Genomic DNA, 21,901 nt, shown 5'->3' with positions numbered 1-21,901 from the left:
GCGGCACGGAGAGGCCCGGCCGCCCGGCACACCGGACGGCCGGGCCGGGGCACTGCTCAGATACCGCCGAACTCGCCCGCCCGGACGGCGGCGACGAAGGATCGCCAGGCATCGGCGGGGAAGCGGAGAGCGGGCCCGTCGGGGTCCTTCGAGTCACGGATCTGGAGCCGATCGTAGCTCTTGACCACCGGAAGACTTCCTCGACGGCCACACCCTCCCCGGCGGAGCCGCCCGCAGCTTCGCCGCCCACCGCTGGGGCAACCGCATCCGACCACCCCAGCACACCAGCCCCGGCCGCCCGACGAATTGGGCGGTCGGGGCCTTCGTCGCTCCTCGGCTCCCGGCTTGCTCGCGCGCCCTCTTGACGCCCTGGCCTTCAGCAGGAGTGACTGTATTGCAAGAAGACGCAACTACCTGGACGCAGGAGGGCGCGGTGGCACTACGGTTGATCTGGAAGGACGACAAGTCCCCGGATGGAAACTCCCCGACCATCTTCGTCGACGAAGAGACCAGGGATCTGGTGATCCAGGGCTACCGCCTCGATACCAGGACCGAGGAGGAGGTCCATGCTGCGGGCAACGTCCCGGACTACGAGAACGTCGTCCGGATGCCTGCGCACGTGGTGGATGCAGTCAGGAAGGCGTGCGATGTCTCGGACGGCGGTGACCAGGCCCGATGAGTTGCTGAAGGCAGCTCATCACTCGGCAGTTCACCTGGAGATGCGCGACGGGTACATGCTTGGCGATCCGGCGCTCCACGCATGGCGACAGGGTGTTCGGCATGATCCGGCAGACCGGCCGGCATGGTGGCGGCCCTGGCTCGACGTCGTCGTCGAGGCAGTCTCGCGCGGTGTGGAGATCCGTCGGGCCCGGATCGTGTCCGAGCCGGTCAGCGAGTACATCCGGTACGAGTACGACGTGACGTTCCCCAACGTCGCTGCGGGCGAGCAGGTCCGGTGGCTTCCGCGCCGCCTGGCATCCACGCTCGCCCTTCCTGGCAACGACTTCTGGTTGATCGACGGCCAGCTTGTCGTATGGGGTCACTTCGCCGGTAACGGCGACTGGCTGGAGAACGAGGCCACCGAGGACCCGGCGGCCGTCGAACTCTGCTCCCTCGCCTTCGAGGCCGTGTGGGAACGGGCCACGCCGCACGACCAGTACAAGATCACTTGATTCCAGCGGACACCGGGCAGTCAGCACATGTCGTCGTCGCCATCGTCCAGCGTTGTCGCTGCTCGAAAGGCCCTGGCCAACCGCCTCACGGAGCTCCGAAAGGATGCGGGACTCAAGGGCGAGGAGTTGTCTGCCCGGTGCGGTTGGCACCCCGCCAAGACCTCCCGGCTCCAGAGCGGCAAGGCTGCGCCGTCCGAGGACGATCTCCGGGCATGGTGCCGCGCTTGCGGCGCGGAGGGCCGGATCCCGGACCTGATCGCAGCCGCGCGGGCCGTGGACTCGCTGTACACCGAGTGGCGGCGCATGGAGCGCACCGGGTTGCGAGCCGCCCAGGAGTCGGTGTTCGACCTGTACGAGCGCACGCGGCACTTCCGGGTGTACGCCAGCAGGGTCGTCCCCGGCATGGTGCAGACCCGGGAGTACACGGCGGCCGTCCTGCGGGCGATCCAGCGTTCACGAGTCGCCATTGACGATGTGGAGGCCGCTGTTGAGGCTCGAATGGAGCGTCAGCGGATGCTGTTCTCCGGCCCGCGTCGGTTTGCCTTGGTGCTGGAGGAATCAGTCCTACGCGGGGCGGTGTGCGACGGGGATACGTTGGCTGGCCAGCTCGGGCATCTGATAGCCGTCAGCACTTCTCCGAGCATCAGCCTGGGAATCATTCCGACACGGCCGGACCGTGCGCGGTCTCCAGCCAAAGACTTCTACATGTTTGATGACGCCTTGGTCTCCGTCGAGCTGACGGTGGGCTATCTCAGGCATACGGAGCCAAGGGAGGTCAGAGACTACGCAGCCGCGTTCCTGGCCCTGTCGCAGATGGCGGTCTACGGCGGCGAAGCGCGCGCACTGCTCACCAGCGCGATAGACGCCCTGCGCTGATCCCGGCGCAATTGGGCGCAATTTCCTGGCACCGCCTGTAGCCGACTCCCTACGGTCTATCACGCACCCCCCACCGCCACGGCGAAGGAGACCCCCGGCTGCGCTGATAGACCCCTACGCCGCCCCGGTGTTCGGCATCGGCGGCCTGTGGGCGGGCCAACGCCGCGCGCGGGACGGCCTGCCGCCGCCCGTTTCCCCGGTGGGCGCAGAACCGGCCCTTGTGGGCCTCTCAGATTCCCGCTCCGGCCGCCGTCCCTGGCAGGCAGCCGGCCGGAGCGGGATCCGCAACACCGGACGGCCCGGGCACCTGCCGGTGACCGGGAACCCCGCAGTGTGAGGAGGTACCAGTATGAGCACGCCCCCGCCCGAGCGTCCGCCCGGTCCCACGACGCCGGACAGCGCCAACACCGTCCCCGCCGAGTAGGAGGAGCCCGCCCATGCCCGTCGAGATCATCGTGTCCAAGCACAAGGGCAACGAGAAGCCCCCGCCGAAGCACGCGGGCAAGCCCGCCGAGGAGAAGCCCGCGCAGCCGTCGAAGTAGCGACTGCCGGCACACTGGCAGGCCCCTCCTGCGTGTTGGCGAGGGGCCTGCCCCCCACTGCAAGGGAGAGCACCGATGGCCGACCGTCTGGTCATCTCGTACGAGTCGCGCCACTTCGCCGACGCGGACTGGTCGAGGAACGCGGACCGGTGGCGGGCCAGCTTCTACGAGAACGGAGCCAAGATCTTCGGTACCGCCGACATCACCCGTGTCATCCCTGGTGTCACGCCGAATCCCCGCGAGGCGCTGGGGGTGGACCCGGGACTTCTCGACCGCATCCCGCGGGTGATCTTCACCGAGGACGGCGGGCTCTCTCCGTCGCTGGCCGAGCTGCGGCCGTCGCTGCTGCTCCTGCTGGAGTCGGTCGAGGTCTCGGCCGAGTGGCGGGGGAAGGGTGTCGGGATGCGCTTGGCGGTCGAGGCCCTCCGCCGCCTGGCTGTCCCGGGGACGCTCGCACTCTGCTACCCGGCTCCGATCCACGACCACGGGCCGGACGAACCGTGCAGCTTCGAGTCCGAGGACCCCGAGGTCCGCAGGCCCGACGAGGAAGCCGTGGCCAGGCTCCGGCGCGCCTGGGAACGCCACGGGTTCGGGCCGCTCGGCGAGGGCGTGTACGTCCGTCTCATCGAGCCTTAGGACCGGTCCTCTGCCGCAGACGGGCCGGGGGCAACCTCACCTCCAGGACCAACCATGTGGGCCAGCACCGAGCCCGACCGGCAAGCCGTGATCAGACAGTCTCGTCGCGGAGCGGGTCGAACTCCGCGCCGGCGGCGTACGCGGGCGGCGGGCCGGAGCGGAGCGCCGCCCCGGCCTGCACCGCAGCCGCGTCGCCCGGCGGCTGGAGCAGGCCCAAGAACCTGGGGTTCCAACTCACCGAACCGGCGGGCCTGTTGCGGGCCACCCTCGCCCTCACCGCCTGGCGGCTGCTCGACGACCGAGGGGACGGCGGACGTCAGGCCGGGGGTCCGCCGGCGCTTCGGGACCTCACCTCACGTCGTGCGTGATCCGGTGGTTCACTCCGCCACCCGGCGGACCGTCCAGAACCCGACGTAGCAGGCGAGCGGCAGGGCGACCAACAGGGCGGCCCAGAAGGCGGCGTGGCCCCACACCTCGGCGATCGAGGAGAACCAGCTGCCGAGCACCGGGATGCGCAGGGCCTCCAGCGGGCCGAGCGGGGGCGGCCAGGCTCCCAGGACCACCACCCCCAGGGCCGAGCCGGCCAGTATCCGGGGCGCGGTCCGGGGGACGGCCACGGCGCCGAGGAGGGCGAGGAAGGCCAGCAGCAGCAGGTAGTCCGCCTGGTAGGCGGCGCCGGCCTGGCCGGTGCCCCAGGACTCCGGGGTGGGGTGGTGGGGCTGCCCGACGACGAGCCGGACCTCGACGGCCGCCCAGAGCAGCAGTGTCAGCACGAGGGTGCCGCCGAGGGCGAAGAGCAGCCGGTCGCGGAGGCCGGCGCGGCCGGTCCGCCAGCGGTTCGGGCTGCCGCCGCGGGCCCGGCGGCGGGCGGCGAGCCGACGGCGGTCGCCCGCGGCCCGTTCCTCGGCCTCGTTGGCGGGGTTGAGCAGCCAGCGGTTGGAGCGGCCGTTGAGGACCAGGGCGAGGACGACCCCGGCCGCCGCCCCGACACCCGCCCAGCTGCCGAGGCCGCCTTCGAACATCACCACCCGCTCGACCACCGCGGCCGGCGGCCTGAGCACCGTCATGGGCGGCCCGAGCCGCAGGTAGCCGACGGCGAAGGCCGCGGCGACGACCAGGAGGAGCACCCGCCGGCCGATCCGGGCCGGGAACGCGGCCACCGCGACGGCGGCGACCAGGGCGGCGCCCAGCTGTCCGACGGTCTCCCGGGCCGCCGTGTCCCCCGCGGTCCGCAGCGGGCCGCCGAACGCGCCGTCGGGCAGGAAGGCTCCGCCCGCTCCGGCGTCGACGGCGATCCGCCAGACCGCGCCCGCCCAGAGCGTCACGGCGAGGCCGAGGAGCAGCAGCACGGCCGCGGCCGCGCGCCGGGGAACTGCGCTCCGGGCGCCCCGTCCCCAGGCGCGCGCCGTCGTCTTCCAGGCGCCCCGGTCGGCTCCGCGCCGCGCCCCCTCGGCGCGGACCCTCCGCACGTGCAGCACGGCGGCGGCGGCCAGCAGCGCCCGGCCCTCGGCCGTGGTCGGGGAGGCGACCAGCGCGCGGCGGCGCAGCTCCGACCAGGCGCGCCGGAACCGGTCCCGCTCGCCCCTCAGCACGGCCGCACGGGCGGTGCCGGCCGTGTCGGCGACGACGGTGGCGGCCGTGTGCGCGGGCACCGGCAGCCTGCGCAGCGGGCCCGGCAGTGCGGAGACCCGCCGCACCACCGCGAGACGCTGCGCATCGGGCTGGACGGTGAGCAGCAGGGCCCAGCGGTGGGCCGTCGCCAGCTCGTCGGCGGTGAGGCGTCCGTCGCGGCCTCCGCCGCCGCGGCCACCGCCGCGACCGCCGAGGTCCCGGGCCTCCCGCCCGACGGCCTCCAGCACGGCGGGCAGTTCGGTCAGCGCCAGCAGCCGGCGGCAGGCCCCGTCCGGGCAGGCTTCGTGCCCGCAGCGGAAGCGGGCGGCCAGCGCCGGCAGCCCGGCGGCGATCAGCTCGTCGACGAAGGCGGCCGTGCCGTCCTCGCCGGCCGTCCGGGCCAGCCCCGTCGCGTCCACCCGGCGGTCCCGGACGTGCGGGACCGCCTCCGGCGCGAACACCGCGCCCAGCGCCAGCACCGCGCGCGAGGCCGCGCGCGACCTGTCCGCCGGGGTGCCGCGGTCGACGTCCTTCAGGTAGTGGAGGTCGAGGGCCGTGTCCTTGACCTCGTCGCGCAGCCAGTCGCGCAGCCGGCGCGCGCCTCCGCTCATCAGCCAGGCCGCCGCGTCGCCCGATTCCGCGAGCATCCGCACCGCCAGCGCCGTCGGGTCGTGGAAGTCGGCGCCCCGGTAGGCGATCGGGCGGTACGCGGGCCCGGTCTCGACCTGGGGGGCCTCCGGGGCGACCCGGGTGCGTACCACCTCCGGGCTGCCGCCGGCCAACCAGTCGCGGACCTGCGGCGCGGTCCAGCGGTCGGCCGGCTCCTTGGTGAACAGCCCCTGGAGCAGCAGCCTCCGGCGCTCGTCGGTGACGGCGGCGAGGTCCACCACGTCCTCCATCACCAGCCGGTACTGGAGGGCCTCGTCGCTGACCAGCCCGCCGTCCGCCCGCCGGTAGCGGGTCCCGCCGGTGAACACCTCGTACAGGATGGTGCCCAGGGCCCACCACGGGCCGGCCCGGTGGTTGTGGCCGGCGAGCTGCTCGGGCGCCATGAAGGCGACGGTGACCTGCATGTCGGCGGAGAACCGGCGGCTGGCGGTGAGTTTGGCGACGCCGCCGAAGTCCGCCACCACGAACTGGGGCGCGGCCGGACCGCCGCGGCCGGACCGGCCGCCCTCGCGGACCAGGATGTTGGCCGGCTTGAAGTCCACCGGGTTGCGGTCCACCGTGGTCTGCCAGAAGTCCAGCAGCGCGACCAGTTCGCGGATGATCCGCTCGGTCTCGCCGGGCCGGTCGAGCCTGCCCCGGCGGCGCAGCTCGGCGACGTGGTCGGCCAGGGTGACCGGCAGGTACTCCATCGCCATCCAGTCGCAGAGCGCGCCCGCGTGCTCGATCCGCCCGTGGCCGAGGATCTCGGGGACGTGGCGGCGGAAGGCGGCATCGCCGAGGTGGGTGAGGAGTTCGGTGTCGGCCTGGACGCCGGGGTTGCCGACCTTGACGGCCGCGTCGCCGCCGCCGTCGGCGCGGCGGACGTGCCACACGGTGCCCTCGCTGCCGGAACCGGCCGGGCCGACGGGGTGGTAGCGGTCGGTCAGGGCGGTGGGGAAGGCTCCCGCCTGGTCGGCGGAGGGACCTGCGGAGGGGGCGGCCGTCGGGCTCGCCGACCCGCCGGGGGCCGGCGGGGGCTGGGTCGCGCCGGGGCGCTGGACGCGGGTGGGCGCACCGGGCGCGGGGGTCCGCGCCGGGGCGGGAGCGGGGGGCTTGCCGCGCTGGAGCCGGGTGGCCGGCGAGGGGACGGCGCTCCCGGCGGCCGGGGTGCCGGCGCCGGTGGGCGCGCCGTCGGTCGAACCGGTGGTCGCGCCGGTGGTGCCTCCGGTGCCGTTCCCGGTCCGCCGGGGACGGCTGCCGCCCTGGACCCGGGTGGGCGGGCTCGCGGCCGGGGCTCCCTGCGGGGTGCCGGACCGGGGGTTGGTCGGGGTGCCCGTCGGGGTGCCCGTCGGGGTGTCGGACCGGTGGCCGGCCGGTGCCCCGCCGCCCTCGGTGCCGGTCCGGCCGTCGTTCGCGGGCCCACCGGAGCGCTGGACCCGGGTGGGCGGGCTCGCAGCGGTCGGGCCGTCGCCCGACCGGCCCTGCGCGGGCGTCCGGCCCTGGCCCTGGCCCTGATTCCGGCCCTGATTCTGGCCCTGGCTCTGGTTTCGGCCGCCGCCCTGCGCCTGGCCTCCGCCCCGGGCCTGGTTCGCCCCCTGGCCCGGGACCTGGTCCTGGCGCCTCCCCTGTCCCGTGCCCTGTCCCGTGCCCTGCCCCGTCCCCTGCCCCCGGCCCTGCTTGCGGGTGGGCGGACTCGGTTCCGGTGGTGTGTCGGCCATCGCGCCGTTCTCCTCCTCGCGCCCCCGGGTCACCGGGGAGCGCCGAACTCGTCGATCTCGATCACCTGGACGTCGATGTCCTGCGCGAACCGCAGCCGGTGCCCCGGCCAGACCACGGTCGGCCCGGTGACCGGGCGGTCGTCGACGAAGGTGCCGTTGGTCGACCCCACGTCCCTGACGTGCAGCACCCCGTCGATCCAGCTCAGCTCCGCATGGTGCCGGGAGAGCTGGTTGAGGTCCGCCAGGCCGGGGATCGCGGCGCAGTCGCGGTCGTCGCGGCCGATGGCCAACCCGCAGCCCCCGCGCCGGCGTTCACCCCGGATCGGCAGCAGCGCCCCGGCGATCACCAGCGCCAGCCGGACCACCGGACGGGCGGCCGGCTCCGGCCGCCGCCCCTGCTGTGCGGGTGCGGCGCGGGCCGGCCGCGTCGCCGCCTCGGGTGCGGCGGCCGGTACGGTCGCGGGCGACCCGGCGGCCGACGCGGTACCGGGCGCGGACGGCGCGGGCCCGGGGGGCGGGGGCGCGTCCTGCTCCGGGTCGTACCGTTCGAGCTCCACGAAGAAGTGCACCTGGCAGTACCCCCGGGTACCGGAGGTCGGGCACTCCCCCGGCGCTCCCACCGGGCAGCGGTAGATCACGGTCGCCACGAGGTCTCCCGGAGAGTCACGCCGCGCCGGACCAGGTCTCGTTCGATCCGGCCCAGGTCGCCGGGGCGCGGCACCCCGATCACCCGGACCTCGCCCTCGGTGACGTGCACCTGGAGTTCCGGCCGCTCGGGGCGGTGGTCCAGGTGGGGCGTGTAGCGCTCGCGGCCGAGGGCGGTGCGGATCACCAGCCGCTGGTTGGCCGATCCCCGCCAGACCAGCCGGGTCGGCTGCCCGGCCCGGTAGCGGCCGGTGACGACCGCGTCGGCGCCGGCCAGTGCGGAGGCGGTCGCCGGGTCGGCGGCCAGTTCCTCCGGCTCCCAGCCGGTGTACACCAGCAGGTCGGCGGCCCGGCCGGCGCGGCGGCGCTCCTCGTCGGCGGCGCCGAGGAGGGCGGCGAGGGCCGGCGCCTGTTCCAGCGGTTCGCCGCCGCTGACGGTCAGGCCGTCGATCCCGTCGGCCAGGGCCGCGCGCCACAGTGCGGCGAACCGCTCCGTCGTCAGCTCCCGCCCGCCGGAGGGCTCCCAGGTGTGCCGGGACATGCAGCCGGGGCAGGCCAGGGTGCACCCCTGGAACCAGACGCCCATCCGCCGGCCGGGGCCGAGCGAGGTGACCGGCCGGTAGACCTGGCTCACCCGGGCCGCCGGCGGGCTCTCCGGGGCGACGGCCGGTCCTGCACCGTGCCCGACGGCCGGGTCGGCGACGCGCCCGCCGCCCGGCCCGCCGTCCGTCGACTCCTCGCTCACCCGGGCCAACGGTTCACCTCGACGCGGTAGCCCTCGCCGTCCCCGTCGCCCTCGACCGAGGCCACCTCGATCCGCTCGCCGCGCTTCGGCAGGGTCCGGAAGACCTCCTTGGCCAGCGGGTTGACCAGCGCCGACTCGACGGCGGTCAGGACCCCGCGACCGCCGTGGTCCAGCCGCCGGGTCGCCTCGACCCGCAGCACCTCCCACGCGTCGTCCGCGACGGTCAGTTCGGCGCCGTGCACGTCCCGGATCCGGCCCGCCACCGAGGCGATCGCCTTGTCGAGGATCTGCGGCACCCACTTCTCCTGCATGAAGTCCATCGGGATGAAGTTGTCGCCGAAGCGGTTGCGCAGCTCGGGACGCCGGATCTGGTCGTTGAAGAAGGTGTCGAAGGCCTCCCGCAGCGCCTGGCGGACGATCACCGGGTCGTCGTGCCGGGTGAGCTGACGCCGGCCGCTGCGGGCGGGCGCCGCCTGCGCCGGCTCGCCGGCCTGCGGTACCGGTTCGCCGCCCGGGCCGCCGTTCTCCGCCGCCGCCCGCCCGCCGTCCCGGGACTGCTCCGCCACCACGGTCGCCGTGATCCCGAGGTTGGACGTGAAGATCAGCACGCATTCGGTGAAGTAGACGGTGGCGCCGCGTCCGTCGGTGAGCCGGCCGTCCTCCAGGATCTGCAGGAAGAGGTCGAACAGCCGCGGGTTGGCCTTGTCGATCTCGTCGAAGAGCAGCACGCTCATCGGGTTGGCGCGAACGGCGTTGGTCAGCTCGCCGCCCGCGTCGTGGCCGACGAAGCCCGGCGGGGCGCCGATCAGCCGGTCCCGGGCGTGCTCCTCGGCGAACTCGCTCATGTCGAAGCGGATCGGCCGGGCATCCTTGCCGAGGATCATCTCGGCGACGCCCTTGGCGAGTTCGGTCTTGCCGACACCGGTCGGGCCCGAGAGGAAGAGGGTGCCGCGCGGCCGGCTCGGCGAGCTGGACGACTGCGCGCCGTTCAGCCCCGCCGCCGAACGCATGAAGATCTCCAGCGTGCGGCGGACGGCGTACGGCTGGCCGATCACCTTGCCGTTGAGGAACCGCTCACCGTCCGCGATCCGCTCGCGCAGCGCCGCGGTGGCCCACGGGTTGTCGAGCACGCCGATCCGGTAGAGGCGGGCCGCCTCGTCCAGGCGCTGCACCGGGAGGCCGCGGTCCAGCGCCATTCGCCCGATCGCCATCACCTCCGAACTGCCCATGCCGTGGGAGGAGTCGGCGAGTGCCTTGGCGGCGGACACGGTCTCGGCCGCGTCGAGCAGTTGGCCGCCGGTCGCCGCCTGGTAGCGGGCCAGCCCGCCGACCACGTGCCGGGCGGCGGCCAGCCGCTGGTCGTGCGGCGGCTGCGGCACGTTGATCACCCGCACCGCGCGGCTGCCGACCGCGAACTCCATCGGCAGGTCCTCCTGCCGTTCCACCACCCAGAACACCGTGTTGTACGGCGTCACAACCGTGCTGCCCTGCACGGGTCGGGCGGTGTGGCCCAGCTCCTCGGCGGCGGCGAACAGCCGGGCGGCCTCGCCCGCGACGGGTGCGCGGGCCGAGCCGAGCCGGGCCGCGTAGGGGACGACGAGTCCGATCGGCGGGCCGGGGTGGCGGACCACGCCGACCATCGCGTCGCGCAGCCGGTCCAGCAGCTCGGGCTCGTCCTCGTCGTCCGCGTCCGGCGCGCCGTTGCCCGCGCCGCCGCTGCGGCGCCACCGCTCGTCGCGTTCGGCGAACTGCCGGATCACCTCCGGGACCTCCTCGACCGTGGCGCTCAGCCTGAGCAGGGCGATCCGGTCGTTGACCTGGTCGACGAAGGCGAGCGCGCCGTAACCGCGGGCCAGGCAGAGCGATTCGATCACCCCGCCCAGGGTGTACGGGGCGAGCGTGGTGCTGCTGCCGGCGGCGTGGTCGTCCGGCAACAGGTACTGGTCACGGACGTTGCCCGTCAGCAGCACCTGCGGGTAGACGGTGAGCGCCATGTCCAGCTCACGGATCCAACTGGGCGTCGCCGAACGCGGACCGTCTCCCGCCCCGGCGCCGTCGGGCCCCTCCGCACCGGACGAACCGGCCGCACCGGCCGCCGCGTCCTTCCGGAGGTCCGCCCTCCCACCGTCCGCGTTCCCACCGCTCGTGTCGTCCCTGCTCACGTTCTCACCGCTCACGCTGTCGCTGCTGCTGTTGCCAGGCCTGGGCGGCGTTCGCCGAGCCCTTGCGGCCCGGCTTCCTCGTCCCGCGGCGCTGGACGGCGGCGGCCGGCGGCGGCCACGAGCCGTTCGGCACCACGCCGGCGGCCATCGTGCCCGGCGCCATCGCGGACGTCCGCTCCAGGCGCACGCCCTTCTCCCGGACGGCCTCCTCGATGGAGGGCAACTGCTCGTCGCAGAACCACTGCTGGACCAGCTCGTCCTGCTCCTCGGCGAGCTCCTCGTCCACCCCGTCGCCGGCCGCACCGTCGGCCGTACCGTCCCCGGCCGCGCCGTCCCCGGCCGTCGGGCCGCCGGACCGCTTGACCACCGAGGTCGAGAGCGTCGCCCGGTCCGGCGACAGCACCAGCCGCAGCCCGTACCCGGCCACCGGCGCCTCGCCGCCGGCCGCGCCACCGGGTTCGGGGTCGCCGAACGGCACCACCACCTCCCCCTCCTCGGCCAGCAGGTCGGTGAAGTCCTCGCCCACCAGGTAGTCCCGCTCGCGCAGCACCTCGGCGAGCGCCACCGCCACCGGCCCGCGGTTGCGGTGCGCGTCCGCCCGGGCCACCGCCGCCTCCACGGCGGGGCGCAGGTAGGCCGGGTCCTCCGCGGCCGTGAGGTCGGCGACCAGCCGGTCGCGTTCCCCCGGCTCCGCCTCCTGCGCCAGTTCCACCAGTGCGGCCCGCAGTTCGGCGCGCTCCTCGTCGCGACCGCGGCGCAGCACCGAGTGCTGGACGAGCGCCGCCAGGTCGGTGAGCGTCGTCCGCACCTCGGAGACGGTGCCGGCCGCCTTCAGGGACCGCACCAGCCCGGCCACCCGCTCCAGGTCGGCGGGGTCGCAGCGGGGCACGTCCCGGTCCAGCACGGCCTGGGCCTCGGCGAGCGCACCGGCCCGGACACCGTCGGTCCGTTCCGCCAGCTCGCGCGCCGCCTCCTCCGCCGCTGCCGCCGCCGTGGCGGCGTCCCCCGCCGCGTTCCGGACGGGCTTCCTCGGCGGGCGCGGCCGTTCCGGTTCGACCACCGCCTCCGGCAGCACCGCCGCCCACACGTCCTGGACGGCCTCCGCCAGCTCGCGCGCCGCGCGGCCGTTGGCCGCCCGGGCCCGCTCGATCGCCCGGGTCAGCTCGGCCTCGTCCGCCCCGGCGCCGACGGTGACCGTCTCGACCCGCACCTTCCCGGCCCGGTACGCGCGGCGCAGCTGCCCGGCCTCGCCGCGCAGCCCCTGCGCCTCCTCGTTCAGCTCGCCGAGCCGGGCGCGCAAGTCCGCCCGCCGCTCCTCGGCAAGGAGCCGGGCGCGCAGCTCCGCCCGGCGTTCCTCGGCGCGCCGCAGGTTCTCGGCCCGCTGGGCCTCGGCGGCCAACTGCGCGCGCAACCGCCGACGGCGCTCGGCCTCCTGGTCGACGTAGGACCATCCGTATCCCGCGGAACTGCTCACCGGCCGCCTTCCGAGCGCGAGTCGTGACGTACGGTGCGGACCGGGGGCTCGGCACCGGTGGGAACACCCTACGCGCGCCGTCAGGGCCGGTGCGGGCCGAGTCGTCGGACGACCACGCGTGGACCGGCACACCGCCCCCGAGGTGCTGCTGAGGGCCCATCATGCCGCAGATCGTGGAGGGTTGTTCCCGCCTTGCGGGAATCGGTGATCACCGCCCGCGGTCGACACCGGCACGCTAGATTGCCCCTCGGCGGATCGTGGATCGCGAACGCGGGTCGGGCGGACGGAGGTGACGGGCGATGGAGCTGGCCGAGGTGCTGGAGGCCCTGCGGGAACGCTGGGACGAGGTGCAGGAGTTCCTCGACGAGTCGGCCCGGGCCCGGCTGCGGGAGCTGCTCACCGCGCCCTCCAGGGACCCCGAGCGGATCGCACGCAGGATCGTCCGGCTGCTGCTCGCCTCGGTTCCCGACGGTCACCCGGTCCGGGCGGTGTTCGAGGACTCGGTCCGCTACGCGCCCGGCGCCCGGGCCGAGCAGATCAACCGGGAGGCGGTCCTGAGCGCGCTGGCGTTCTTCGGCCGCCGACCCGCGGCGGCGCAGCCGCCCCCCGACGCCGACGACTGGCTGCTCGACGCCGGGAACGTCACCGCCGCGGAGTACCGGGCCGGCGGACACGACCCCGCCGACCCCGACCTCATCCGGCTGACCGACCGCCAGGGCACCGTCCGGCTGCCGTCCTTCCAGTTCGACGGCGCCTCCGGCCTCCCGCTCCCGCTGGTCGTCGAGGTCAACCGCCTGCTCGACGCCGACGACGACCCGTGGGGCGTCGCCGACTGGTGGCTGGGCGCCAACGCCTGGCTGGACGCCGTCCCCGCCCGCCTGCTGGGCACCCCCGGCGAGCACTCCCTGCTCGCGGCGGCCCGTGCCGAGATCGCGGAGTGGTGACCGGATGCCCGACGTGAAGGTCCCCGCCCCCACCGTGCGCGCCGTCCCGCACCGCGAGCTGCTGCCCGCGGGCACCGTGCTCCACCGCGTCCACCTGGCCGCCTACCCGGCGACCGCGTTCAACCCGAACCCCGCCGACGCGCTCTACGAGGGCGGCCGGTTCTGCTCCTTCCAGGGCGACGGCGAGCAGTTGCCGTACCTGTACGCCGGGTTCTCGGAGCGGACGGCCGTGATGGAGACGCTGGTGCGCGGCATCCCGTTCGACGAGAAGGGCTGGCGGCGGATCCGTAGGGTCGCCGTCCGGGGCAGGGTGCTGTCGCAGATCGAGACCACCTGCGACATCCCCCTCGTCGGCCTGATGACGCTCGACCAGCTCGCCGCCGTCCACCAGGACGAGTGGCTGATCCACTCCACTCCCGAGGCGTACGCCCGGACCCGCCGCTGGGGCGCCTGGATCCGCGGCCAGGCGCCGTGGGCACGCGGGCTGAAGTGGCCGTCCAAGCGCGACCTGTCGAGCGCCGCCTGCGTCCTCTACGAGCGCGAGGGCGCCGCCGGGCTGGTGAAGCCGGCCGGGACCGAACCCGTGCCCCTCGACACGGCCGCCGGCGCCGAGCTGCTCAACCGGCTGCTCGCCCCGGCCCGCACCAGGATCGAACCGCCCCGGCGGTAGCACCGGGGCGGAGGCCGCCGCGCCGCCCCGGCCGGGACCCGCGGCGAGGAGTCGGCGGCGGGTGCTCAGTACAGCTTCTTCACCGCGGTGTTCAGGGTGTTCTTCCACGGGATCACAGGCGGGTCGCCCCAGTAGCTCTGCCACAGGACCAGCGTCACCGTGTCGCCGTCGCGGCCCACGCCCCACAGGTAGTTGTAGTCGGGGCGCTCGGTGGCGTTGGAGTCGAAGGTGTGCATCCCCTGAAGGGTGGCGCCCTCCTCGACGTTGATCACCCCGTGGTCGAGGTAGGTTGCGCTCACGCCGGGCCGCTGCGGGGCGTGCGCGCAGGCGACGTAGTCCTGCCGGGCCTTGTCCGCGAAGGCGATGGCCTCGGCCTCCGTGTCGAAGACCGCCACCTTCTGCTGGGCGAACGCGGTCTCCGCGGTGGTGAAGTCCCGGTGCCATACGTTGACTTCGGCCGGCTCGGCGGGCCAGCCCACCGGACAATCGAAGTCGTCGCCCCACCCCCGGGCGGTCGGGTTGGCGCGCCACGACTCGGTCTTCGGCAAGTCGGAGATGTACAGGGTCCCCGGCTGCGGCCGCCACTGGTCGGCAGCCGCCGACTGACCTGGAGCCACCCCGGCCCCCAGGGCCCCGACCGCCAGCACCGCGGCCCCCGCCGCGACCGCGCCCCCGCGCAGCCGTGCACGTACCCCCATGGCTTTCCTTCCTTCGTGCGCTTCGATCACCCCGTTCCGCCCCGGACCGGGGCGGACTCCCTTCCACGGTAGGGTGTCAGCGCCCGTGCGGCAGGGCCTTGGGGTCGGAATGACCGGGAAATCACCCGTCAGGAACGCGAAGGCCCGCCCCGGCTTCCTCTTCCGCAGGTCAGGCGCAGGAGGGCGGCGCCGGGCCGCCACCGAGGCGGCCGACCAGGCCGCGGCGCAGACCGGCGTCACCGGCGGCGGCAGCAGCCGGGCCCGGGTGGAGAGGGCCACCGCGTCCGGGCTCAGGGCGGGCAGCAGGGCCCACACCTCGGTGACGACGGCGCCGATCGCCGGCAGCCACCCGGTCAGCCGTGTCCACACCGTGCCCACGGCCCCCCCGTCCGTGATCGGAGTGCGATCGTAGCGACCGGCGAGGGGCCCGTCCCGGGCCGGGGGTCGCCCGGGGGTGGCCGGGTTCCGTCAGTCGTCGTCGACCGCCGGGCCGTCCTCGGCTCGCTGGTCCTCCGTCCGCCCGGCCCGCCAGTAGCCCATGAAGCAGACGGCGCGCCGGTCGATCCCGCGCTCGCGGACCAGGTGGCGGCGCAGCTCGCGGACGCTCGCCGCCTCGCCGGCGATCCACGCGTACGGCTCGCCGGGCGGGAGTTCGGCGGCCCGGACGGCGGTGGGCAGGACCGGGTCGACGTCCTCGCCCCGGTGCAGCCAGGTCACCTCGACGCCGGGCCGGCCGGTGGGCAGGTAGCCCTCCTCCCCCGGGCCCTCGACCTCGGCGAACACCCGCACGGGCAGCCCGGCCGGCAGTTCGTCGAGGATGGCCGCGACGGCCGGCAGCGCCGACTCGTCCCCGGCCAGGAGGACCCAGTCCGCGCTCGGCGGCAGCCGGAACTCGACGCCGCCGGCCTCCTCCACCGCCGGCCCGCAGACGATCACGCGGTCCCCGGGGGCGGTCTTGACGGCCCAGCGGGAGCCGGGCCCGTGGTCGCCCTGGACGGCGATGTCGATGTCGATCTCGTCGGGGTCCCGGCGCTGCGCCCGGACGGTGTAGGTGCGGAGCACCGGCCGGACGGCCGGGTCCATGGCCCGCCAGCTCTGGTACCAGCCGAACTCGCCCGCACCGGGCGGGGTCAGCGGTTCGGTCTGGCCGGGCTGCGGCAGGAGGAGCTTGATCCGCTGGTCGAGGCCGCCGTTGACGAAGCCGGCGAGGCTCTCGCCGCCGAGCGTGATGCGGGCCAGGTGGGCTGTGATGCGGGTGCTCCGGACGACGTGGAGCGGGAAGAGCACGAAGCGCGCGGGGGCGGTGGTGCTGGTCAGGGCCCTCTCTCCTCTCAGCGGGCGGGTCGGCGGCACGTCGGCGGACGGCAGCCGGTCCCGTCGAAGCTTAGGTTAGGCTAACCTATCTGTTCGCGTCCTGCCCATCCCGCCTCCGGGCCGCGCCCGCCTACGGACCCGCCCCCGCCCGCGCGTCCGCCCCGGCGCCCGCCCCGCGTCCGGGACCGTTCAGACCCGGTCGAGCGGCCGGTGCGGGCCCTCGGGAAGCTCGACCTCGATCACGTCACCGGGGCGCACCACGCCGCCCTCCCGGACGACGCTCATGATCCCGGCCTTCCGCACGACGTTCCCCTCCGCGTCCCTCCCCACGACCTGCTTCAGCAGCCCGCTGCTGAAGGCGTCGATCTGCAGGCAGGGGTTGCGCAGCCCGGTGACCTCCACGACCGCCGCGTCCCCGATCCGCAGCAGCGTCCCGACCGGCAGGCCGAGCAGGTCGATCCCGCCGGTGGTGATGTTCTCCCCGAGCTGGCCGGGTGCCACCTCGAAGCCCTTCTCGCCCACCTCGGCGAAGAGTTCCTCGTGGATCAGGTGGACCTGTCGCAGGTTCGGGAGCGTCGGGTCCTGCGCGACCCTCGACCGGTGCTTCACCGTGACGCCCGCGTGCACGTCCCCCTCGACCCCGAGGCCGGCGAGCAGCGTGATGCCGTCCCGGTTGGGCTTGGTGAACGTGTACTCGCCGCTGCTGCTGACCGCCGTGACCGTCCCGCCCATGGTGCGCGGACCTCCTGTTCGGACCTGATGATTCGTCCCGAGCCTATCGAGCGCCGCACGACCGCCGGCCGGCACCCTCGGCGGCCCCCGGCGGCCCCGCCTCAGTACGCGGGGAAGGCGTAGCCCCGGGGTGGAAGGGTTCCCGGACGCCGCGGAACGCCGCCGACGCGGGCGAGCGCGCCCCGCCGGAACTCCTCGACCCGGCCGGCCGCTCGGCTCCTCGTGCACCGCGTACCGCAGGGCGCCGGCTCCCCGCGCGCCTGCGGGGCGTCCCGGAGCGGGAGGGGGCCACCGGCAGGTCGTCCGTCCGCGGCGGGCGTCGAGGGGCGAAGGGGGAGAAACCCGCTCCCCTCGCCACTCTGAACTTATAGCGCATCGGGGGCCTTGCGGCAAGGCCCCCGTGATGCCGCAGAATGTCCGGCCGTAGCCAGGTCGACCTGCGAATTCACGGGAGTCATGCATGCGTGTGGTGTTGTCGGCGTACGGGTCGCGCGGCAGTGTCGAGCCGATGGTGGGGCTCGCGGTGCGGCTGCGGGAGCTCGGCGCGGAGGTGCGGGTGTGCGCGCCTCCGGACGAGGAGTTCGCGGAGCGGCTCGCCGGCGTCGGCGTCGAGGTGGTGCCGGCCGGCGACCCGGTACGGCCGCTGGTGACCACGGTGACCCCGGGGTCGGCGGCGGGCCTGGCCCGGCGGGTGGCCGACCTGATGGACGCGCAGTTCGACACGCTCGCCGCGGCGGCCGAGGGGTGCGACGTGCTGGTGGTGACCGGCCCGTTGCCGGCCGCGGCCGGTGCGCGGTCCGTCGCCGAGAAGCTGGGCATCCGCTACGTGCACGCGAGCCACCAGCCGGTCAGCCTGCCGTCGCCCCACCGGGCGCCGCCCGCGCGGCGGGGCCGGCCGCTGCCCGAGGACGAGGGCGACCGCCGGGCGCTGTGGGACCTCGACGCCCGGATCGCCGACGAGATGTTCGGCGGGGAGCTCAACGCCCGCCGGGCGTCCGCCGGGCTGCCGCCGGTGACCGGCGTCCGCGACTACGCCTTCACCGACCGGCCGTGGATGGCCGCGGACCCGTTCCTGGCCCCGTGGCAGCCGACGGAGCTCGACGTGGTGCAGACCGGCGCGTGGATCCTGCCGGACGAGCGCCCGCTCCCCGCCGGGTTGACGGCCTTCCTGGACGCCGGTACTCCGCCGGTGTACGTGGGCTTCGGCAGCACGCCCGTGCCGGATCCGGCGGGCGTCGCCCGGGCGGCCGTGGACGCGGCCCGCGCGCGGGGCCTCCGGGTGGTCCTCGCGCGCGGCTGGGCCGGCCTGGCCCCGGTCGACGACCGGGACGACTGCTTCGTCGTCGACGAGGTCAACCAGCAGGCCCTGTTCCGGCGGTCGGCCGCCGTCGTGCACCACGGCAGTGCCGGCACCACCACGACCGCCGCCCTGGCCGGCGTGCCGCAGGTGGTGGTGCCCCAGGGGGCCGACCAGCCGTACTGGGCCGGGCGGGTCGCCGAGCTCGGCATCGGTGTGGCCCATGACGGCCCGACACCGACCGCGGCGTCGCTGTCGGCCGCGCTCGCGGCGGCGCTGGCCCCCGCGACCCGCGAGCGGGCGGCCGCCGTGGCGGGCACGGTCCGCACCGACGGCGCGGCGGTGGCCGCGCGGCTGGTGCTCGACGAGGTCGATCGGGAGGGGTCGCCGCAGCGCGCGTGAGCCACGCGGGCCCGCCCGATCGCCGGCCCGCCCGGCGGTCCGGCCCGGCGGCGGCCGGACCCCGGGCGGCCGGGGCCCGGTCAGCGCATCGGGCGGGGTTCGCCGTAGCGTTCCTCGAACTCGGCGTCGCCCAGGGCCTGGAGCTCCTCGCCGGTCGTCCGGCCCGCCAACAGGTCCGCCAGGAAGCCGGGGAGGGACGCGGCCCGCATGGCGTCGGTGATCCCTCCGGACACGGTCCGGACCTCGCTGTCGACGCGGCCGTCGGGGTGCAGGGTGTACGTGCGGTAGCCGGGGCCGTCGAGGCCGTGGCTCGCGTGATCGATGCTGTAGAAGGTCGACGGGCACACGTACACGGGGCGGCCTTCGAACTCGCCGGACAGGTCGCCGTGCAGGTGGCCGGCGCCGATCGCCCGAATCTTGGGGAAGTCGCGCACCAGCAGGGCGAGTTCGCTGTCCCCCTGGGCATCCGGAGCGGTCCGGGGAAGCGGCGGCTGGTGCATCCAGACGAAGACGTGGTCGGCACCGGTGGTCGTCAGGATCGCACGGGCGCGTTCCTCCTCGACCGGGGTGAGGCCCGGTTGGGCGGCTGCGTGCACCCGGTCGTCACGGTCGCGGTAGGTGCCGTCGGCGGCGGCCTCGCGGCCGTGCGCGTTGCTGTCGAGGAACAGCATCAGCCAGTTCCCGACCCGGACGGCCGGTTCCAGGTGCACGTTGGGGCGGGGCAGGCAGGCCTGCAGCGCGTCCTGCCGGTCGTGGTTGCCGGCGAGGCAGTAAACCGGGGCGGGCAGCGCGTCCAGGACCTCGCCCATCCGCTCGTAGGCGCCCGCCTCGCCGGTGTCCGCGAGGTCGCCGGTGGCGACCACCAGGGCGGCCTCCCCGATCGCCCCGGCCGCTTCCGCGAGGACGGCCGCGAGCCCCTCGTCGGGGTCGTGCGCGACGAACCTCCGGGCGACGGGGGCGTCCTGGAAGTGGAGGTCGGAGATCTGGACGATGCCGACGGCTCCGGTGCCCGGGGCTGCCGGGGTCGGGTCGGTGTGCTGCTTCATGGGCCCTCGCTCGCTCGGTGGGAAGGGTCGCGGGTCGGACGGACGCCACCCAAGGTAGGGAAGTGGCAGAACTGCCACATGGCAGTCGTGCAAACTTCTGCCGAGCAGCGTCGGGCGGTCCGGGGCCGCCGCCCGGTGCGCTCAGCCCGCCCGGCCGGCGCCCTGCGGTGCGGCGTCCGGGAGCCGCGGCGCAGCGGGCCGGCGGGGAAGGAGCAGCGGGGTGACCAGGAGCAGGAGGCCGGCGAGGGCGATGGCCTGGCGGAGGCCGACGAGGACCGCGAGCAGGCCCCAGAGGGCGGTCAGGGCGGCGACGGCGGCCTTGGCCGTGACGGACCAGGCGGTGAGGACGCGGGTCATGTGGTCGGGGGCGACCTCCTCCAGACGGTGGGTGGCCAGCACCGGGTTGAACACGCCCAGACAGGTGATCAGCGCGAACTCGACCGCCGTCACCAGGACGAGCCCGCCCGTGCCCGGCCCGACGAAGGCGAGGCCGACCGGCCAGCAGGCCCGCAGGCTACCGGCGACGAGCAGGACGCGGTGCCGTCCGAAGCGGGCGACGGCGCGCCCGGCGATCCGTGAGCCGATGAGCCCGCCGAGACAGGGGACGGCGAAGGCGAGACCGTACTGCCACGGGGCGAGGCCGAGCCGGCGCAGGAGGAGGACGGCGAGCAGCGGCTCGACCGCCATGATCAGGGCGTTGACGAGGACGGTGTTGAGGAACAGCGGCCTCAGCACCGGGTGGGCCAGCAGGTGGCGCCAGCCCTCGAAGAGGTCGCGGGCCCGCGGCGGGGCGACGGGGGCGGGCGCGGGGCGCGGCTCCCCACCGCCGATCGCGCGCAGGCCGGCGGCCGAGAGCAGGTAGCTGCCGGCGTCGGCGAGCACGGTCACGACGGGGCCGAACAGTCCGATCGCGACGCCGCCGAGCGGCAGCCCGAGGACGATGGTGGTCCAGCTCGTGGCCTCGAACCGGGCGTTGGCGGTCAGCAGGTCCTCGGGCCGGACGAGCGCCTTCAGGCAGGCCCCGGCGGCGGCACCGAAGGTGATGTCGGCCGCCGCGACGAGCACCGACACCAGCAGGAGCTGGGGGAAGGTGAGCAGACCGAGCGCGTACCCGGCCGGGACGCTCAGCAACGCCGCGCACCGCAGCAGGTCCATGGTGATCATCACCGGCCGCTTGCGGCGGCGCTCCGCCCACGGGCCGAGCGGCAGCGCGACCGCCGCACCGACGGCCGCCCCGGCGGCGGCCAGCACCGACACCTCGGCGGGGCCCGCCGCCAACACGTCGATCGCGATCAGCGGAAGCGCGTTGAACGCGAGCCGGGTGCCGAGCGCGCTCACCGCGTACGCCCCCCACAGCCACCCGAACCGCCGTCCCAGCGACACCCTCACCGCACTCCTCCTCCGACCGGCGGTCGACAGCCGCCATCAAAGCGGGACGGCGGACCGGGGATCAAACAACCGCGGGCCGGCCCGCCACAACCGGTGGTTGTGTCCCGCGGATCCCTAGGATGGCGGCCATGGATCTCGATGCCGTGCGCACCTTCGTCGCCGTCGTGGACGCGGGACGCTTCCAGCACGCGGCGGCCGAACTCTCGGTCAGCCAGCAGGCGGTGTCGAAGCGGGTCGCCGCGCTGGAGCGGGATCTCGGGGTACGGCTGTTCACCCGCACGCCGCGCGGCGCCCGGCTGACCGTCGACGGGCAGGCGTTCCTGCCGCACGCCCGCGCGCTGCTCCGGGCCGAGGAACGCGCGACCGCCTCGGTGCAGGCCGGGCGGCGGGCCCTGCGGGTGGACGTCATCGGACGCCGGCTGGCCCCGGCGGCGCTGCTGCGGGGCTTCCACCGCGCGCACCCGGAGGTCGCGCTCGACGTCGTGACGCGGTTCGACGTGGACGCGGCCGTGGCCGAGCTCCGGGCCGGGACGATCGACGCCTCGTTCCGCGCCGTCACCATGCCGGGCCGCCGGCTGCCCGAGGACATCGGGGCGGTGCCCGTGCTGGACGAGCCCCTCCAGCTCCTGACCGGACCGTCCCACGCGCTGGCCGACGCCCGCGCGGTCACGCTCGCCGCGCTGGCCGGACACCGGATCTGGGTGCCCGGCATCGTCACGGGCACCGAGTGGGCGGCCTACTACGAGGACCTGGCGGCCGCCTTCGGGCTGACCGTCGAGGTGACCGGGCCGGACTTCGGTGTCGAGCCGCTGCTCGACACCATCGCCGAGGTGCCGGAACTGGCGACCTTCGTCAGCGCGCAGACCCATCTGCTCTGGCCCGCCGGCCACGACCTGCGGCGCATCACCGTGCACGACCCGACCCCGGTCTACCCGCACGCGCTGCTCTGGCACGTGGACAATCCGCACCCCGGGCTCGCCGCGCTCCGCGAGCACCTCACCGGGGCGGACGGCGCGGACGGGGCGACCGGCGCGGCCGGGACGGCGGTCGCGGAGGGCGTCGGGGGCGGTGGCGAGCACGGCGGCGGGACGTGGGTGCCGGACTGGGCGCTGCGGTAGCGGCGGTACGGCGGACGAACGGGCGCGCCCGCCCCGACCGCACGGGGGTCGCGGTCGGGGCG

At 75.3% G+C, this 21,901-nt stretch carries 21 protein-coding genes; 9 read left to right on the top strand and 12 right to left on the bottom strand.

From position 1 onward, the window contains the following. Nucleotides 1–56: 56 nt before the first annotated feature. Nucleotides 57–275 carry a DUF397 domain-containing protein gene (locus tag ACFWOG_RS15350; RefSeq protein ID WP_380358576.1) on the bottom strand — a complete coding sequence of 73 codons (219 nt, stop codon included), beginning with the start codon at nucleotides 273–275 and terminating at the stop codon, nucleotides 57–59. A gap of 158 nt (nucleotides 276–433) precedes the next feature. On the opposite strand from ACFWOG_RS15350, the gene ACFWOG_RS15345 reads away from it, so the two are divergent. The 4 genes from ACFWOG_RS15345 to ACFWOG_RS15330 all read left to right on the top strand — a co-directional run bounded on the left by ACFWOG_RS15345 (nucleotide 434) and on the right by ACFWOG_RS15330 (nucleotide 3,226). Further along, complete coding sequence (locus ACFWOG_RS15345; RefSeq protein WP_380358573.1) at nucleotides 434–679, top strand: hypothetical protein; 246 nt, start codon at nucleotides 434–436, stop codon at nucleotides 677–679. Next, complete coding sequence (locus ACFWOG_RS15340) at nucleotides 648–1,172, top strand: DUF6879 family protein (protein WP_329951310.1); 525 nt, start codon at nucleotides 648–650, stop codon at nucleotides 1,170–1,172. Before ACFWOG_RS15345 ends, ACFWOG_RS15340 begins: the two co-directional genes overlap by 32 nt. Before the next feature lie 27 nt (nucleotides 1,173–1,199). Continuing rightward, complete coding sequence (locus tag ACFWOG_RS15335) at nucleotides 1,200–2,048, top strand: helix-turn-helix domain-containing protein (RefSeq protein WP_380358570.1); 849 nt, start codon at nucleotides 1,200–1,202, stop codon at nucleotides 2,046–2,048. Between the two features lie 617 nt (nucleotides 2,049–2,665). Beyond that, nucleotides 2,666–3,226 (top strand): hypothetical protein, encoded by a 561-nt coding sequence (locus ACFWOG_RS15330; RefSeq protein ID WP_329951308.1) that lies wholly within the window; start codon nucleotides 2,666–2,668, stop codon nucleotides 3,224–3,226. 91 nt (nucleotides 3,227–3,317) lie between these two features. On the opposite strand, the gene ACFWOG_RS15325 is transcribed toward ACFWOG_RS15330, so the two are convergent. The 6 genes from ACFWOG_RS15325 to ACFWOG_RS15300 all read right to left on the bottom strand — a co-directional run bounded on the left by ACFWOG_RS15325 (nucleotide 3,318) and on the right by ACFWOG_RS15300 (nucleotide 12,229). Next, the gene (locus tag ACFWOG_RS15325; protein WP_329951307.1) at nucleotides 3,318–3,443 is read right to left on the bottom strand and encodes a hypothetical protein; all 126 of its coding nucleotides are present in this window, start codon (nucleotides 3,441–3,443) and stop codon (nucleotides 3,318–3,320) included. A 160-nt stretch (nucleotides 3,444–3,603) separates the two neighbouring features. Further along, the gene (locus ACFWOG_RS15320) at nucleotides 3,604–7,203 is read right to left on the bottom strand and encodes a hypothetical protein (protein ID WP_380358566.1); all 3,600 of its coding nucleotides are present in this window, start codon (nucleotides 7,201–7,203) and stop codon (nucleotides 3,604–3,606) included. A 29-nt stretch (nucleotides 7,204–7,232) separates the two neighbouring features. Further along, on the bottom strand, nucleotides 7,233–7,850 hold the full coding sequence (locus ACFWOG_RS15315) for an FHA domain-containing protein (protein WP_329876917.1): 618 nt from the start codon (nucleotides 7,848–7,850) through the stop codon (nucleotides 7,233–7,235). Further along, nucleotides 7,838–8,593, bottom strand: coding sequence for a 4Fe-4S single cluster domain-containing protein (locus ACFWOG_RS15310; RefSeq protein WP_355403690.1), 756 nt, complete (start codon nucleotides 8,591–8,593; stop codon nucleotides 7,838–7,840). Before ACFWOG_RS15310 ends, ACFWOG_RS15315 begins: the two co-directional genes overlap by 13 nt. Then, the gene (locus ACFWOG_RS15305; RefSeq protein ID WP_380358562.1) at nucleotides 8,590–10,755 is read right to left on the bottom strand and encodes an AAA family ATPase; all 2,166 of its coding nucleotides are present in this window, start codon (nucleotides 10,753–10,755) and stop codon (nucleotides 8,590–8,592) included. The genes ACFWOG_RS15310 and ACFWOG_RS15305 overlap by 4 nt, the downstream gene beginning before the upstream one ends. A gap of 4 nt (nucleotides 10,756–10,759) precedes the next feature. Further along, nucleotides 10,760–12,229, bottom strand: a complete 1,470-nt coding sequence (locus ACFWOG_RS15300) for a hypothetical protein (protein WP_380358559.1) — start codon at nucleotides 12,227–12,229, stop codon at nucleotides 10,760–10,762. Nucleotides 12,230–12,528: 299 nt separating this feature from the next. On the opposite strand from ACFWOG_RS15300, the gene ACFWOG_RS15295 reads away from it, so the two are divergent. Next, complete coding sequence (locus ACFWOG_RS15295) at nucleotides 12,529–13,173, top strand: hypothetical protein (protein WP_380358556.1); 645 nt, start codon at nucleotides 12,529–12,531, stop codon at nucleotides 13,171–13,173. A 4-nt stretch (nucleotides 13,174–13,177) separates the two neighbouring features. Next, on the top strand, nucleotides 13,178–13,843 hold the full coding sequence (locus tag ACFWOG_RS15290; protein ID WP_329951300.1) for an RES family NAD+ phosphorylase: 666 nt from the start codon (nucleotides 13,178–13,180) through the stop codon (nucleotides 13,841–13,843). A gap of 65 nt (nucleotides 13,844–13,908) precedes the next feature. Here the strand turns inward: ACFWOG_RS15290 and ACFWOG_RS15285 are convergent, their stop codons facing one another. After that, on the bottom strand, nucleotides 13,909–14,541 hold the full coding sequence (locus tag ACFWOG_RS15285; protein WP_380358553.1) for a hypothetical protein: 633 nt from the start codon (nucleotides 14,539–14,541) through the stop codon (nucleotides 13,909–13,911). 109 nt (nucleotides 14,542–14,650) lie between these two features. Between ACFWOG_RS15285 and ACFWOG_RS15280 the strand changes: the two genes are divergently transcribed. Beyond that, nucleotides 14,651–14,953, top strand: coding sequence for a hypothetical protein (locus tag ACFWOG_RS15280; RefSeq protein WP_380358550.1), 303 nt, complete (start codon nucleotides 14,651–14,653; stop codon nucleotides 14,951–14,953). A 56-nt stretch (nucleotides 14,954–15,009) separates the two neighbouring features. Here ACFWOG_RS15280 and ACFWOG_RS15275 read toward each other — a convergent pair whose 3' ends face one another. Together ACFWOG_RS15275 and ACFWOG_RS15270 are read right to left on the bottom strand one after the other, a co-directional pair. After that, nucleotides 15,010–15,894 carry a siderophore-interacting protein gene (locus ACFWOG_RS15275; protein ID WP_380358547.1) on the bottom strand — a complete coding sequence of 295 codons (885 nt, stop codon included), beginning with the start codon at nucleotides 15,892–15,894 and terminating at the stop codon, nucleotides 15,010–15,012. Nucleotides 15,895–16,044: 150 nt separating this feature from the next. Next, entirely contained in the window at nucleotides 16,045–16,587 is a 543-nt protein-coding gene (locus ACFWOG_RS15270) for an MOSC domain-containing protein (protein ID WP_329876899.1), read from the bottom strand. A gap of 460 nt (nucleotides 16,588–17,047) precedes the next feature. Here ACFWOG_RS15270 and ACFWOG_RS15265 point away from each other — a divergent pair, with 460 nt between their 5' ends. Beyond that, nucleotides 17,048–18,286, top strand: a complete 1,239-nt coding sequence (locus tag ACFWOG_RS15265) for a glycosyltransferase (protein ID WP_380358544.1) — start codon at nucleotides 17,048–17,050, stop codon at nucleotides 18,284–18,286. Nucleotides 18,287–18,366: 80 nt separating this feature from the next. Here ACFWOG_RS15265 and ACFWOG_RS15260 read toward each other — a convergent pair whose 3' ends face one another. Both ACFWOG_RS15260 and ACFWOG_RS15255 read right to left on the bottom strand, forming a co-directional pair. Further along, nucleotides 18,367–19,332, bottom strand: coding sequence for a metallophosphoesterase (locus ACFWOG_RS15260; RefSeq protein WP_329951295.1), 966 nt, complete (start codon nucleotides 19,330–19,332; stop codon nucleotides 18,367–18,369). Between the two features lie 141 nt (nucleotides 19,333–19,473). Next, complete coding sequence (locus ACFWOG_RS15255; RefSeq protein WP_380358540.1) at nucleotides 19,474–20,721, bottom strand: MFS transporter; 1,248 nt, start codon at nucleotides 20,719–20,721, stop codon at nucleotides 19,474–19,476. Nucleotides 20,722–20,849: 128 nt separating this feature from the next. On the opposite strand from ACFWOG_RS15255, the gene ACFWOG_RS15250 reads away from it, so the two are divergent. After that, nucleotides 20,850–21,839 (top strand): LysR family transcriptional regulator, encoded by a 990-nt coding sequence (locus tag ACFWOG_RS15250; protein WP_329951293.1) that lies wholly within the window; start codon nucleotides 20,850–20,852, stop codon nucleotides 21,837–21,839. The last annotated feature ends 62 nt before the right edge of the window (nucleotides 21,840–21,901 follow it).

This window comes from Kitasatospora sp. NPDC058406 (assembly GCF_042722765.1).
Taxonomy (GTDB): domain Bacteria; phylum Actinomycetota; class Actinomycetes; order Streptomycetales; family Streptomycetaceae; genus Kitasatospora.
Note: the sequence above shows the minus strand (reverse complement) of the source record. Positions and strands in the feature narration are given on the sequence as shown.

Coding starts and splice junctions, on each gene's coding strand:
- ACFWOG_RS15340 (WP_329951310.1), top strand. CDS start 648: ATGTCTCGGACGGCGGTGACCAGGCCCGATGAGTTGCTGAAGGCAGCT.
- ACFWOG_RS15335 (WP_380358570.1), top strand. CDS start 1,200: ATGTCGTCGTCGCCATCGTCCAGCGTTGTCGCTGCTCGAAAGGCCCTG.
- ACFWOG_RS15330 (WP_329951308.1), top strand. CDS start 2,666: ATGGCCGACCGTCTGGTCATCTCGTACGAGTCGCGCCACTTCGCCGAC.
- ACFWOG_RS15320 (WP_380358566.1), bottom strand. CDS start 7,203: ATGGCCGACACACCACCGGAACCGAGTCCGCCCACCCGCAAGCAGGGC.
- ACFWOG_RS15295 (WP_380358556.1), top strand. CDS start 12,529: ATGGAGCTGGCCGAGGTGCTGGAGGCCCTGCGGGAACGCTGGGACGAG.
- ACFWOG_RS15290 (WP_329951300.1), top strand. CDS start 13,178: ATGCCCGACGTGAAGGTCCCCGCCCCCACCGTGCGCGCCGTCCCGCAC.
- ACFWOG_RS15285 (WP_380358553.1), bottom strand. CDS start 14,541: ATGGGGGTACGTGCACGGCTGCGCGGGGGCGCGGTCGCGGCGGGGGCC.
- ACFWOG_RS15280 (WP_380358550.1), top strand. CDS start 14,651: ATGACCGGGAAATCACCCGTCAGGAACGCGAAGGCCCGCCCCGGCTTC.
- ACFWOG_RS15270 (WP_329876899.1), bottom strand. CDS start 16,587: ATGGGCGGGACGGTCACGGCGGTCAGCAGCAGCGGCGAGTACACGTTC.
- ACFWOG_RS15265 (WP_380358544.1), top strand. CDS start 17,048: ATGCGTGTGGTGTTGTCGGCGTACGGGTCGCGCGGCAGTGTCGAGCCG.
- ACFWOG_RS15260 (WP_329951295.1), bottom strand. CDS start 19,332: ATGAAGCAGCACACCGACCCGACCCCGGCAGCCCCGGGCACCGGAGCC.
- ACFWOG_RS15250 (WP_329951293.1), top strand. CDS start 20,850: ATGGATCTCGATGCCGTGCGCACCTTCGTCGCCGTCGTGGACGCGGGA.